A 14452-nucleotide genomic window follows, 5' to 3' on the forward strand; every position below is an offset into this window, starting at 1 on the left:
CACTGCATGCAATTGCGACTGGACGAGCAAACGGAAAAGGCGTTCAATTGAACGACACTTTCCCTGCGGGAGGCGCGCGATGGAGATAGCCGTTTTCAGCGCAACGCCGTATGACCGCCGCTACCTCGAAGCGGCCAACGCGGACGGTCATCACCAGTTGAAGTTCTTCGATACGCCGTTGAGCATCGAGTCAGCCGGTCTTGCCGCCGGCTGTCGGGCCATCTGCATCTTCGTCAACGACAACGCGGACGCTGCCGCGCTCGACGTGTTGAAGCGCAACGGCACGGGCCTCGTGGCGCTGCGTTGCACCGGCTTCAACAACATCGATCTCGACGCCGCGGCCCGTCTCGGCATCAGGGTCGTGCGTGTGGTGACCTATTCGCCAAACTCCGTCGCCGAGCATGCCGTCGCGCTGCTGATGGCGATCAACCGGAAAATCCATCGCGCCTATAACCGCACGCGGGATTCAAATTTTTCGCTCGATGGACTGATCGGCTTCGACCTCGCCGGCAAGACGGTCGCCGTCGTCGGCACGGGCAAGATAGGCCAGGTATTCGCGCGGATCATGCTCGGCTTTGGCTGCGAGGTGATCGGCCACGATCCGCAGCATTCGCCCGAATTCGAAGCGATGGGTGCGCATTATGCGGAGCCTGGCGAGATCGGTGAAAAGGCGGACGTCGTGTCGCTTCACTGCCCGTTGACGCCTTCGACTTACCACATCATCAATGCCCAGACGCTGGCGCGAGCGAAGCCTGGCGCGTTGCTCATCAACACCAGCCGCGGCGGCCTCATCGATACGGAAGCCGTGATCGACGCGCTCAAGTCCGGTCAGCTAGGCGGACTGGCCATTGATGTGTATGAGCAGGAGGCGGACCTGTTTTTCAGGGATCTTTCCGGCACTGTGATCGCCGATGACGTCATCCAGCGGCTCATTTCATTTCCGAACGTCATCGTGACGGGGCACCAGGCGTTCTTGACAAACGAAGCGCTGACGACGATCTGCGAAACGACGTTGCGCAGCGTGACGGCTTTCGAGCGAAACGAAACCCTCGAAAATGAAATCCGTGCGAGCTGAATAGCGAGTGTGCGTTCAACCCTCCAGCACCACGACGCTGCGCGCCTCTACTTGACAGTGTTCGTGCTCCGTCGCCGCCTCGCGCGGCGACGGCACGATGTCATAGGGACTGTCCCGCGCGGTATCGACGATGCGGTGCCAGCAGCGCCCTTCGAGCGGCGCAAGCGCGACGCGGCGCGCCGCGTCGTCCATGTTCAGGATCACGTGCAGTGGCGCTTCGTCGCGCTCTTCGCCACCGAGCGTCCATGCGATCAGCCGCGCGCCCCGCTCATGCCAGCCGGGTTCGTGAAGGCGCTCGCCATGCCACGTCACATCCGGCATCGCATGACCGTGCGCGGGCCGCCCCGTCAGGAAGCGCCGCCGGCGCAAACTGGCGTGGCGCTTGCGCAGCGCAATCAGTTCGCGCACGAAACGCAGCATGCCCGCAGCGTGCTCCTGCAAGCGCCAGTCGAACCACGACAGCGCATTGTCCTGACAATAGCAGTTATTGTTGCCGCGCTGGCTGCGAAGCACTTCGTCGCCGGCAAGGATCATCGGCACGCCCTGGCTCAGCAACAGGATGGCCATCAGGTTTCGCGCCTGGCGGCCGCGCAGTTGCACAATGCCCGCGTCGTCCGTTTCGCCTTCCGCGCCGCAGTTCCATGACAGATTGTCGTTGCTGCCGTCGCGGTTCTCCTCGCCGTTGGCCTCGTTGTGCTTGCCGTTGTAGCTCACCAGGTCGTGCAGCGTGAAGCCGTCGTGACACGTGACAAAGTTGACGCTGTTGGTCGGCAGCCTGCCGTCGTCGGCGTAAAGATCGGCGCTTCCGGCGATGCAGGTCGCGACCTCCCCGATGATGCCCGGGTCGCCGCGCACGAAGCGGCGGATCACGTCGCGGTAACGGCCGTTCCACTCTGCCCACGCGAGCCCCGGAAACGCGCCGACGTGATACAGCCCTGCGGCATCCCACGCTTCCGCGATCAGCGGCACCCGCGAAAGAATCCGCGACGATTCGATCGCCCACGGAAGCGGCGGATCGTCCATCAGCTTGCCATGCCTGTCACGCACGAAGACGCTCGCCAGGTCGAACCTGAAGCCGTCGACGCCCATTTCCTCGACCCAGTATTCGAGGCAATGCACGATGTACGCCGTCACGAGGGGATGATTGCAGTTCACCGTATTTCCACAGCCCGTGTAGTCGAGATAGCGCCGGACATCGCACGGATCGTGCTGATAGAAGATATCGTTGGCAAATCCCTTGAAATTGATCACGGGCCCCGCCTCGCCCGCCTCCGACGTGTGATTGAAGACGACATCGAGCAGCACCCGGATACCCGCGCGATGCAGCGCATCCGTCAGCGCGCGAAATTCCGCCGCGGCGCGGGTGGGATCGGTGCAATACCGCGGATGCGGACTATAGAAGCTATGCGTGCTGTAGCCCCAGTAGTTGACGAGGCCGCGCGCGGCCGCGGCGGGCGGCACGTCCTGCTCGTCGAACGCCATCACGGGCAGCAGCTCGACATGGGTCACGCCCAAACGAAGAAGGTACGGAATCTTCTCGATCAGCCCGCCGAACGTGCCGGGGTGCCGCACGCCGCTCGACGGATCGCGCGTAAAGCCGCCGACGTGCAGTTCGTAAATGACGGCATCCTCGAGACTCCGGGCCGTCCGTGCGCGGGGCGCCGACTGCGCGGGTTCGCTGACGATCGCACGGTGCCCGGCATGCCGCGTCTGCGGCGATTCGATCGCGGTGCGCCGCTTCCACAGCACATCGCTCACTGCGCGTGCAAACGGATCGAGAAGTTCGCGGCGCGCGTCCGATGGAAGGCCTGTGCGTTGCGCGTCATGGGGTCCGTCCACCCGCCACGTGTAGCAGATATGCGCCGGCAAGTTCTCGACGAACACATGCCAATAGAAAAAGGCGCGATTGTGCTCGGACGTCAGCGTGACCGTCTGGAACGGCTCCGGGCTGTCCGGCGTCGCGTAGAGCAGCAATTCGACGCTCGTCGCGTGGCGGCAGAACACGCAAAAGTTGACGCCTCCCGGCATGACGGTCGCCCCCGGAGGAAACCGCGATCCGGCGCGCACGGCATAACGCGACGCTGGCTCGGTGTCAGGCTCCATCAAGTGCGATTCTCACCGGGGAAATTTTCCAGATTCGCTCACAGTACTCGTTGATCGCGCGGTCCGACGAGAACTTCCCCGAGTACGCCGTGTTGAGGACCGACATGCGCGTCCAGCGCGCCGTGTCCAGCCAGGCGGCGCTCACCCGTTGCTGGCACGCGACATAGTCGGCGTAGTCGGCGAGCACGAGGAACGGATCGGCGTGCAGCAGGTTCTCGACGAGGGGACGAAACACCTGCCCGTCGCCGCGCGAGAAATATCCGCCGCCGATCAGGTCCAGCACTTCGCGCAACTCCCGATTGCCTTCGACATACTGCGCGGGCCGATAGCCATCGCGCTTGACGTGCTCGACCTGTTCGGCAGTCAGGCCGAACAGAAAGAAGTTGTCGTCGCCGGCTTCTTCGCGGATCTCGACATTCGCGCCGTCGAGCGTTCCGATCGTGATTGCGCCGTTCATCATGAACTTCATGTTGCCCGTGCCGGACGCTTCCTTGCCCGCCGTCGAGATCTGCTCGGACAAATCGGCGGCGGGATAGATGAAGTGCGCGTTCTTCACATTGAAGTCCGGGAAGAACACGACCTTCAGCCTGTCTTCCATCGCGGGATCGTTGTTGACCACCTCCGCGATGCCCGTGATCAGGCGGATCATCAGCTTCGCCATCGCATAGCCCGGCGCAGCCTTTCCACCGAACACGAAGCAGCGCGGCACGACGTCCTGTTCCGGGTTGCGGCGCAAACGCTGGTATAGCGAGATGATGTAAAGCGCGTTCAGATGCTGCCGTTTGTACTCGTGGATACGCTTGACCTGAATATCGAACAGCGCGTCGGGGTCCACGACGATATCCGTGACGGCGCGAATGCGTTCCGCAAGCATCATCTTGTTCGCCCGCCTGATGCTGCGCCACTTTTGCTGGAACGCCGGATCGCCGGCATACGCTTCGAGCTTGCGCAGCCGCGCAGGGTCGGTGACCCAGCCGTCGCCCACCGTCTCGTCGAGCAGCCTCGCGAGACGCGGATTGCTGAGCAGCATGAAGCGGCGCGGCGTGACGCCGTTGGTGACATTGTGGAAGCGCTCGGGCCACAGCTCGGCGAAGTCGCGCAGCACGGTCTGTCCGAGCAGCTTCGAATGCAGTTCGGCCACGCCGTTGACGGCATGGCCGCCGACGGTCGACAGATGCGCCATGCGCACCTTCTTCTCGCCGCGCTCGTCGATCAGCGACATGCGCGCGACGCGCGCCTCGTCGCCGGGGTATTTGCGCCGCACCTCGTCGAGGAACCGGCGGTTGATCTCGTAGATGATTTCGAGCGGACGAGGCAGCAGGCTGCCGAAGAGCGGCAGCTCCCAGGTCTCCAGCGCTTCGGGCAGCAGCGTGTGGTTCGTATAAGCCAGCGTGCGGCACGTGATGTCCCACGCCTCGTCCCACGGAAGCAGGCGCCCGTCGACGAGCAGCCGCATCAGCTCCGCGACGGCGATGGACGGATGCGTGTCGTTCAGTTGCGCGGTGAACATGTCGGCGAAACGGGACACGGGTTCGCCCTTGATGTCGAGCAGGCGCAGCATGTCCTGAAGCGAGCACGACACGAAAAAATACTGCTGTGCAAGGCGCAGCCGCTTGCCCGCCTCGGGCTCGTCGTTCGGATAGAGCACCTTGGACAGCGTTTCCGAAATCACCTTCTCCTGCACGGCCTGATAGTAGTCGCCGGCGTTGAAGTCCTGCAGGTCGAATGACTCGATCGCCTCGCTCTTCCACAATCGGAGCGTGTTGCACGTGTTGACGCGATAGCCGAGCATCGGCGTATCGCACGCGACGCCCTTGACCATGCGCGCCGGAATCCAGCGTGCGCGAAAACGTCCTTGCTCATCGGCCCAGTGTTCCGTGTGACCGCCGAACGAAACGTAGTAGTTCACGTTCGGTCGCACGATTTCCCACGGATTGCCCTTTTGCAGCCATTTGTCGGTAACTTCCACCTGGCAGCCGTCGCGGATCTCCTGATCGAAGATGCCGAACTCGTAACGGATGCCGTAGCCCACGGACGGTATTTCGAGCGTCGCGAGCGAGTCCAGATAACAGGCGGCCAGCCTGCCGAGCCCGCCATTGCCGAGCCCCGGCTCTTCTTCGAGCGCCAGCAGTTCGTCGAGGTCCTGGCCGAGCGAGCGCATGGCCGCGCGTGCATTGGCCTCGATGCCCAGGTTCACGAGATTGTTGCCGAGCTGCGGTCCGATCAGGAACTCGGCGGACAGATAGCACGCCACTCTCAGATCGCGCGTGGCATACGTCTGGATCGTCGCGGCCCAGCGCGCCAGCATGCGGTCGCGCACGCTGTACGCAAGCGCCATGTACCAGTCGTGCGGCGTCGCGATGCGAGGCGGACGAGCCTGCAGACAGATGAGATTGTCGAGCACGCCGCTCCGCAGCGCGTCGGCGTCGAGGCCGCTGCGCGCGGATTCGATTTTCCGGGTCACATCTGACGTCAGGGTCGTGTCCACAGTGCTTCCCCTCGGGTTCGTCGCTTGAAGGACCTACTCGGGCCATACCCAGTCGGTGATCTCGGGGCGATCCATGCCGTGTGTGTGCGCGTAGTTCAGGTTGTCGATGATCGCGTTCTTCATGTCTTCCCTGAGATGCGCGGTGCGCGCCTGCAATCGCGGCACGCGGTCGAGCACGTCGATCACCAGGTTGAAGCGGTCCACCTGGTTGAGGATCGCGAGTTCGAGCGGCGTATTGATGTTGCCCTTCTCCTTGTAGCCGCGAACGTGGATGTTGTCGTGGTTGCGAAAACGATACGCGAGCTTGTGAATCAGCCACGGATAGCCGTGGAAATTGAAGATCACCGGCTTGTCGACAGTGAACAGGCTATCGAACTCGCGCGCCGTCGAGCCGTGCGGATGCTCGCTTGCCGGCTGCATCCTGAAGAGGTCCACCACGTTCACGAACCGCAGCTTGAGTTCAGGCAGGCGCTCGCGCAGGATGGCCGTCGCGGCCAGCGACTCCTGGGTCGCGACATCGCCGCAGGACGCCATCACGACGTCCGGCTCGGCGTCCTCGTCGGTGCTCGCGCGCCGCCAGACACCAATGCCCTTCGCGCAGTGCACAACGGCTTCGTCGATCGTGGTGAACTGCAGATGCTTCTGCTTGTCGGCGACGATCACGTTGATGCAGTCGGTCGAACGCAGGCATCCGTCGGCCACCACCAGCAGCGTGTTGGCGTCGGGTGGAAGATAGACGCGCGTGACGGAGGGACTCTTGTTGGTCACGAGGTCGATGAAGCCAGGGTCCTGATGCGAAAACCCGTTGTGGTCCTGCCGCCAGACCGTCGACGACAAAAGAATGTTCTGCGACGACACCGACGCGCGCCACGGCACGTGGTTCTTGCAGATATCCAGCCATTTCGCGTGCTGGTTGAACATCGAGTCGATCACGTGAGCGAACGCCTCGTAGGTGTGGAAGAAACCATGACGCCCGGAGAGCAGATAACCTTCCAGCCAACCCATCAGCGTATGCTCGGAAAGCATTTCCATCACGCGGCCGTCACGCGCGAGTTCGCCTCCGTCTTCGTCTTCCGGCAGCAGGTCGGCCATCCAGATCTTCTTGCTGACCTCGTAGATCGCCTGTAGACGATTGGACGCGGTCTCGTCCGGCCCGAACACGCGAAAGCTGTTCATGTTGAGCCGCATCGTGTCGCGCAGAAACTCGCCGAGCGGCCGCGTGTTTTCGCGCAGAACTTTTCCGGCGTGCGTCACGTCCACGGCATAGTCGCGGAAATCGGGCAGCTTCAGTTCCCTGCGCAACACGCCGCCGTTCGCATGCGGATTCGCGCTGATCCGGCGCCGTCCTTCCGGCGCAAGGGCTTTCAACTCGGGAATCAGCCGCCCACTGGCGTCGAACAGTTCTTCGGCCTTATAGCTGCGCAGCCAGCTTTCCAGCAGTTCGAGGTTCGCAGGGTTGCCGCGCACGTCGGAAAACGGCACCTGATGCGAGCGCCACGATCCTTCGACCTTATGCCCGTTGATCTCCTTCGGCCCTGTCCAGCCTTTGGGCGTACGCAGCACGATCATCGGCCAGCGTGGCCGCTCCACCGGGCCGCCATTGCGTGCCGCCTTTTGTATAGCGCGAATGTCGGCAAAAACGGCGTCGAGCGTGCCCGCCATTTTCTCGTGCATCTCGGCATGGTCCGCCCCTTCGACGAAATAAGGCTTGTAGCCATAACCGACGAATAGCGCCTCCAGTTCATCGTGACTGATGCGCGAAAGGACCGTGGGGTTCGCAATCTTGTAGCCGTTCAGATTGAGGATCGGCAGCACGGTGCCGTCGCGGGCGGGGTTGATGAACTTGTTCGAATGCCATGCTGTCGCGAGCGGTCCCGTCTCCGCCTCGCCATCGCCGACCACGCACGCGACGATCAGATCGGGGTTATCGAGCGCCGCGCCGTATGCGTGCGACAGGCTGTAACCCAGCTCGCCCCCTTCATGGATCGAGCCGGGTGTTTCCGGCGTGACATGCGAGCCGATATGGCCTGGAAACGAGAACTGCTTGAAGAACTTCTGCATGCCCTCGACGTCTTCGCTCTTGTCCGGATACACCTCCGAATATGTCCCTTCCAGATACGCGGGACCGAGCACGCCCGGCGCACCGTGACCGGGACCCGCCATGAAGATCACATTCAGGTCGTCCCGCCTGATGACGCGGTTCAAATGCGCCCACACGAATGAGAGCGCCGGACTTGCGCCCCAGTGCCCGAGAAGGCGCTGCTTCACATGCTCGGCCTTCAGCGGCTCTCGCAGCAGCGGGTTGTCGATCAGATAGATCATGCCGACCGACAGATAGTTGCACGCGCGCCACCAGCCGTCGATCAGTCGAAGCTCGTCGGCATTCAATGCGGTGGATTGCTGTGCAGAGTCGGAAGACGGATGCTTGCCCATGTCAGCGTCTCCTGATGCTTGCAGCACGATTCCCGTGACGGGTGGGCTGCGTCGGCGCTTCTTCTGACTTGTCGGGCCGTGTCGCACCTGTTGACGGCCTCTTTCGGCGTTCAGATCGCTACGCAATAGCCGAACCGACAATAACGCAGAATACGTTACCCGGCCTGGATTGCAAGTGAGGTCCCTGCAACCATCCGCTGCGCGTCGAAATGCAACGGCGATGTCATTTTCCAGACATATTCCTGAAGGCCCGATGTTCGGATCGCGTGTCGACGGATGGCTCATCGGTCTTCAGTACATCGACGTGAGGTCATTGACGATGCCGGCCTTTCATCATCTGTTGACCTTGCACCGCTACGTACGAAGAAAGCATTGAAATAAATACTCCAAAGAACACATAGCCCGTCAATGCTTCCGTGGCCGCAACCATCCTGGCGTCGAGCGTGGGCCGGTAGTCGCCGTAGCCGACCGTCGTAAATGTGATGACACTGAAATACAGGCAGCTTTCGCGATCCCGAACGACGTTCGACGCGCCGTCGAGAATGCCTATGCGCATATAAATGTCGCTATAAGTCCAGACGGCCATGCACAGCAGCACGCCCAGCGCGGTCATCTGCACGACCAGAAACATCCGCCGCGACGACACCAGAACGAGGGCCGCGAGCATGAACATCAGGACGGCATCGAGAATCGCGTCGGAGCGCGGCGACAGGATCGAGTACGACAGATGCACGCCATAAAAGCCGGCCGCCATCGGTGCAAGCAACGCCGTCAGACTGAACATGACACCCCGTAGTTGCGTTAGCGACCAGTCAATGTTCATGGCTCCTCCGCGCCGCGTTATGCTCGGAACTGTTGTCTTCTATATACCTGAACTATTCTAGGCACTAGAAGGTATCCATCCAATTACCCGCGCAATCACGGGCCAATCACGCACAATCGACTCATGCTACCGGACACGTCGATCTCCAACGGCAGTCACGCTGCGAACGGCAAGCAAGGATGGTTGCGGTGGCTGCCGGGCATAGCGACGCTGAAAGAGTACCAGGCCAGTTGGCTCCCGAAGGATGTGATCGCGGGACTGGTCCTCACGACCATGCTGGTGCCTGTCGGCATTGCCTATGCCGAGGCATCCGGCGTCCCCGGCGTCTACGGTCTCTACGCGACGATCGTCCCGCTGCTTGCGTATGCCGTTTTCGGACCCAGCCGGATACTCGTGCTCGGCCCGGACTCCGCGCTTGCCGCGCCGATCCTCGCCGTCGTCGTAGCGACGGCGGCCGGCGATCCGTCGCGCGCCATCGCTGTCGCCAGCATGATGGCCGTCGTCTCCGGCGCATTCTGTATCGTCATGGGATTGCTGCGCCTCGGCTTCATTACCGAACTGCTGTCGAAGCCCATTCGGTATGGCTACATGAACGGCATTGCCATCACCGTCCTGATCAGCCAGTTGCCCAAGATCTTCGGCATTTCCATCGAAGACGCCGGTCCGCTGCGGGACCTGCTGAACCTCGCCGGCGCAATCGCCGATGGCAAGGCCAACTGGTACAGCTTTGCGGTGGGCGCGGGAAGCCTTGCACTCATTCTCTTTCTCAAGCGTTTCGAGAAGGTGCCGGGCATCCTGATCGCCGTCGTGCTCGCCACCCTTTGCGTCAGCGTGTTCAAGCTCGATAGCCTGGGTGTAAAGGTGCTCGGCAAGATCCCCCAGGGATTGCCGTCCTTTGCGGTGCCCTGGGCAAGCGGCGCCGATCTCGTCAAGATCGTGCTCGGCGGTTGCGCCGTCGCGCTGATATCTTTTGCGGACACCAGCGTGCTGTCGCGAACCTTCGCGGCGCGCTTCAAGAGCCGCGTCGACCCGAGCCAGGAGATGGTGGGCCTGGGCGCGGCCAACCTGGCTGCGGGATTCTTCCAGGGCTTCCCGATCAGCAGCAGTTCGTCGCGCACGCCAGTGGCGGAAGCAGCAGGCGCGAAGACGCAATTGTCAGGCGTCGTGGGCGCACTCGCTGTCGCGACACTGCTGATCGCCGCACCGAACCTGATGCGATACCTGCCCAACAGCGCGCTCGCCGCCGTGGTCATCGCGGCCGCCATCGGCCTGTTCGAATTTGCCGATCTCAAGCGTATCTATCGGATCCAGCAATGGGAATTCTGGCTCTCGATCGTCTGCCTTGGCGGTGTCGCCGTCTTCGGTGCGATTCCCGGCATTTGCATCGCGGTGGTGATCGCCGTCATCGAATTTCTGTGGGACGGCTGGAGGCCGCATTTCGCCGTGCTCGGACGCGTCGAACATCTGCGCGGCTTCCATGACATCAAGCGCTATCCGCACGCCACGCGGATGCCGGGGTTGCTGCTGTTTCGCTGGGATGCGCCGTTGTTCTTTGCCAATGCCGAACTGTTTCAGCAGCGTCTGCTGGAAGCCGTCGACGAAGCGCCGACGCCCGTGCGCCGGGTCGTCGTGGCGGCCGAACCCGTGACCAGCGTGGACGTCACCTCCGCCGACATGTTGCGGGACCTGATCCGCATTCTCCGCGAGCGCGGCATCGCGTTGCATTTCGCCGAAATGAAGGACCCCGTGCGCGACAAGCTCAAGCGTTTCGAGCTGATGGAAACCATCGGCGACGAGCGATTCCATCCGACCGTCGGCAGCGCCGTCGATGATTATCTGGGCGACACGGCCATCGATCCGCGTGAGAGCCAATCCGGACGTGAGCAGCGATGAAGCGACGCGCTACGGCGCGCCCGCGCCGCCCGGCTGCGACGATGCAGGCAACGGTGCGTGCGAGCCGGGCGCGCTCCATGGCTTCATCGTCGAAGCGTCCTGCCTGCCGCGCGGCATCATCGTGTGAAGCAGAATGAGATCACGTTCGGGGTCGGGCATCGCGATGATCGCGTGCAGGGTCACTCTCGTTGTCCAGCACGCGTCCGATGGCGTGGCCATCGACGGATTGGAAGCATAGAACGCGAGCCGTTCGATGTCCGCCTCGTTGCCGTGAAGCTGCGCGACAAGCGCATGTGTGAGTTTGCGCTCGGCGTCGGCGAACTGCTGCGGCGTCGGCGTGCTGATGGGCGCATTCGACGCATCGCTGACCAGCACCTTGAAGAGCAGATCGAAATACTGGTCGACGTCGGCATCCTGCATCTCATTCAGCGAGACGCGGTTCATCACCGCCCGCATGTCGGAAAGACCGAAGCAGTTGACGGGAACGAGTTCGTCGAGGAATTTCGTCAGAAGCTGCACGTACTTCAGCCGGTCGGCCGGCGAGAGACGGGCGATGCCCTGCGCCATGAATTCCTCGCGCGCGGCAGGATCGACAAAGATCTGTCCGACGCGTCGCGCTCCGCCTGGAATGCCCGCAGCGATGACGGGATCGTGACGGACCCTCTCCATCCACGCGAGGATGATGCGCGCCTTGTTCGAGTTCGGATCGATGCCGGACTGGATAAACAGGGTCTCCGGACCGCCCGCTTTCGCGCCGGCCGGTGCGGCCGCGGACGCGGGATTGTCGGAGGGCGGATATGAATCCGTATTTCGACGTAGCGCGGCGCCCGCCAGCGCCGTCACCGCCAGCAAGACGATCAGCGTAGCGGCGTAAGAGGCGGAACGTCTCATATTGCCTCGCGGTACTCAAGCGCTATACGCGTCTTCTTGCCCGTGAACATCGTGCAGCTGCCGATGCCGCCCGTCGTGTCCGGCACGCTTCATCGCCGTCGCGTGCAGTGCCGGACGCGACTCGCCGCTACCTTTGCGCGCCGGCAGCAACCGGCCGCGCCGGGTCTGTTGCGTCAAGGCTGCACCTTGGCCCAGCCGGGACCGGGATCGAACGACGACATGTCTTTCGCTCTGGCCGCGCTATCCGGGCCGAGGTCGCGTTCATAGACCTGCCCGGCGTGACTGACCATGAAGCTTTTGATGCCCGTGTCCCCATAGCGCACCGGCCATGCGATCACGGCGAAGCCGCCGAACAGCTTGCCATTCACGACATAGTCGTAGGCGCCGCCGGGAGCATGCGGGCCTTGCGACTTCAGCAGCTTGTAGCGGTAGCCGTGATAGCCGGCATCTTCTGCGTTACGCGCGCTCGCCTGGACAAACGCCGGCCCGAGCGGGCTGGGCGGCGCGTCGGGTTCCGTCGGCCAATACAGGCCGTCGTGTTTCCCCGGTGAACTCGACAGCTTCGATGCATAGGTGAGCAAGCCGACGCCATCATGATTCGTGAGCGCGTATTCGCGCTGCGCGTCGTAGACGGCCAGCATCGTCTGAATGACGGCGAGTTCGTTGCGGCCGATGCGGCGCAAGCGCATTTCCTCTGCGCCCGCGCGCATATCGAAATGCCATCCCTTGTCGCTCTTCACGAGCGGAATCGGGAAGGTCCAGCCGTCGTTGCCCACGGCGATGCGCGCATGGTGGTCATCCGTCTGGTCGATCTGATGCGACTTCGCCCATTCGTCGAGGAAGCGGCTGCGGATCGCCGCGCCGGCAGGCGGTATCAGGGTGCGAAAATCGCGTCCGAAAATGGCTTGCAGCGTGCTCTCCTCGTTGTTGCTGACCGCTTCGCCGAGCGCGTTCATCGCGGCATCGGGCGAACTGAAGTCCTTCTCGGCGTGCGCCACGGGCAACGCGCCCAGATACAGCGCGCACCCGACGGCGACGCCGCGCAGCACGCCCGCGAGCGACCCCGAACGAAATCGTGACGATGATTTCATGTTCCCGTCTCCCTAGCGTCTTCCACCGCGTCCGCCGCCGCCCCCGCGCATGCCGCCCCCGCTTGGCCGGTTGAAGCCCGAACCCTGCATGCTGGAGCGGCCGCGATCGTAACTGCGTTGTGTCGCACCGCCCGCGCCTACGCCTTGAAATGCGTTGTCGCGGCCGCCGCTCGCGCCGCCACCGCCGAAGCCGCTCCCGCCGCCCACGCGATCGCTCGCACGCGATACATCGCCGGTGCCCGCGCGATTGCCGACGCCCCCCGCACCGCCGCCGACGTTGCCGCCCGCCGACCGGTCCGCCACACCCGCGCCGCCGCCCGCGCGATTGCCGGCATTCGACCGGTCCGCCACACCCGCGCCGCCGCCCGCGCGATTGCCGGCATTCGACCGGTCCGCCACACCTGCGCCGCCGCCCGCGCGATTGCCGGCGTTCGATCGGTCCGCGACGGAGGCACGATTGCCCGCGCCCGCCCGGTCCGCGGTGTTGGCACGTCCAGCCCCGCCCGTGTCCCGGCCGCGAAAATCGTTGCGCCCTTCGGCGCCGCCGACGTTGCGCGAATACTTTTCGCGGGTCGCGTTGTCGCGATAGGCGACGCCCTGGCGATGGCTGCCATCGTGCTGCCAGCGGCCGCCGCTGCCCTGCACCTTGGTGCGGTCGAAGTTGCGATCGATGTTCGCAGCCTTGTTGACGTTGATGTTGACGTCGCCGCCGCCCCAGTTGCAATTGCTGAAGATCGCCCCGGCGGCGGCGAGACCGACGCCCCAGGCGAAACCCGTCATCAGTGCCCCGCCCGGATAGTAGGCGGGGTAAGGCGGCCAGTAGGTCGGCGGATAGGTCGGATAGCTCCAGGCGCCATACACGACCGTCGGGTTGTAGGCGGGCACGTAGATCACCTGCGGATTCGCGGGTTCGATCTTCACGATGGTCTCCCCGCCGCCGGCGGGAGGCGGTTCGACGACCACGTTCTGCTGCTCGTTCGACTTCAGATTGCCCGAGTCTTTCGCGCGGGCGCGCAAGCGCTGAACGGCGGCGAATACGTCTTTTTGCTGCGCAAGGAAAGCGTCGCCGAGCTTCTGGGTCCAGTCGAGCTTGTCGTTCATCGGTTCGAGAATTTGCGGGAAAGCGACCATCGATTTCACGCTCGTATCCCACGGCTGGTTTTCGACGGCCTTCACGGCGGCGTCACCCTTGACATTCGGATTGGCCTTGACCCAGCGCGCCGCGTGCACGATTTCAAGCGGATAGGTCGACGCCATCAATACCTGCGCAAGCACCGAATCCGGATAGAGCGCGATCGGCGCGACCAGCGCTTCGATTTCCTCCGGCTTGAACGGCGCGGGCTGCGCGGGCTCGGCTTGCGCTTGGGCTTGCCCTTGTGTTTGGGCTTGGGGCTCGGATTGGGGCTGGGATTGCGTTTGGGTTTGCGCACGCGCGGCGCCCGCCACCAGCGTCAGCAAGACAAGCGGCCACAGGCAGATGCCTTTGGCCTGTCGTAGTTTCCACAGGGACATGACCGCTCCTCAGACCGGGCGACAGAAATCCGGACGATCCGGACTGTCGAGACTGATGGCAAATGCGGAATGGTATGCAGCAGATTACGGCTTCGACTCAATATGATGTTAGAACATTCATCGCGTTTGTGATGTAAATACTC

General features: G+C 63.3%; 9 protein-coding genes. 2 read left to right on the top strand and 7 right to left on the bottom strand.

Features of this window, described 5'->3' with window-relative positions; translation table 11 throughout:
- Positions 1–79: 79 nt before the first annotated feature.
- The gene (locus J8I87_RS17540) at positions 80–1075 is read left to right on the top strand and encodes a 2-hydroxyacid dehydrogenase (RefSeq protein ID WP_209932897.1); all 996 of its coding nucleotides are present in this window, start codon (positions 80–82) and stop codon (positions 1073–1075) included.
- A 15-nt stretch (positions 1076–1090) separates the two neighbouring features.
- Here J8I87_RS17540 and glgX read toward each other — a convergent pair whose 3' ends face one another.
- The 4 genes from glgX to J8I87_RS17560 form a co-directional block, all read right to left on the bottom strand.
- A complete protein-coding gene (gene glgX, locus J8I87_RS17545) occupies positions 1091–3178 on the bottom strand; it encodes a glycogen debranching protein GlgX (protein ID WP_209932898.1) in 2088 nt (695 codons plus the stop codon).
- On the bottom strand, positions 3168–5666 hold the full coding sequence (locus tag J8I87_RS17550) for a glycogen/starch/alpha-glucan phosphorylase (RefSeq protein WP_313064837.1): 2499 nt from the start codon (positions 5664–5666) through the stop codon (positions 3168–3170). The genes glgX and J8I87_RS17550 overlap by 11 nt, the downstream gene beginning before the upstream one ends.
- 33 nt (positions 5667–5699) lie before the next feature.
- Positions 5700–8099: a phosphoketolase gene (locus tag J8I87_RS17555; RefSeq protein ID WP_209932900.1), complete on the bottom strand. Its 2400-nt coding sequence runs from the start codon at positions 8097–8099 to the stop codon at positions 5700–5702.
- Between the two features lie 310 nt (positions 8100–8409).
- Complete coding sequence (locus J8I87_RS17560; protein WP_209932901.1) at positions 8410–8922, bottom strand: potassium channel family protein; 513 nt, start codon at positions 8920–8922, stop codon at positions 8410–8412.
- A gap of 123 nt (positions 8923–9045) precedes the next feature.
- Here J8I87_RS17560 and J8I87_RS17565 point away from each other — a divergent pair, with 123 nt between their 5' ends.
- Complete coding sequence (locus J8I87_RS17565) at positions 9046–10815, top strand: SulP family inorganic anion transporter (protein ID WP_209932903.1); 1770 nt, start codon at positions 9046–9048, stop codon at positions 10813–10815.
- A 9-nt stretch (positions 10816–10824) separates the two neighbouring features.
- Here J8I87_RS17565 and J8I87_RS17570 read toward each other — a convergent pair whose 3' ends face one another.
- The 3 genes from J8I87_RS17570 to J8I87_RS17580 all read right to left on the bottom strand — a co-directional run bounded on the left by J8I87_RS17570 (position 10825) and on the right by J8I87_RS17580 (position 14309).
- Complete coding sequence (locus tag J8I87_RS17570; protein ID WP_209932904.1) at positions 10825–11706, bottom strand: hypothetical protein; 882 nt, start codon at positions 11704–11706, stop codon at positions 10825–10827.
- Positions 11707–11879: 173 nt separating this feature from the next.
- A complete protein-coding gene (locus tag J8I87_RS17575) occupies positions 11880–12797 on the bottom strand; it encodes a DUF2950 domain-containing protein (RefSeq protein ID WP_209932906.1) in 918 nt (305 codons plus the stop codon).
- Between the two features lie 12 nt (positions 12798–12809).
- Complete coding sequence (locus tag J8I87_RS17580) at positions 12810–14309, bottom strand: DUF3300 domain-containing protein (RefSeq protein ID WP_209932908.1); 1500 nt, start codon at positions 14307–14309, stop codon at positions 12810–12812.
- Between the last annotated feature and the right edge of the window lie 143 nt (positions 14310–14452).

It is taken from the genome of Paraburkholderia sp. LEh10, from assembly GCF_017814945.1.
In the GTDB taxonomy this organism is placed as follows: Bacteria; Pseudomonadota; Gammaproteobacteria; order Burkholderiales; family Burkholderiaceae; genus Paraburkholderia.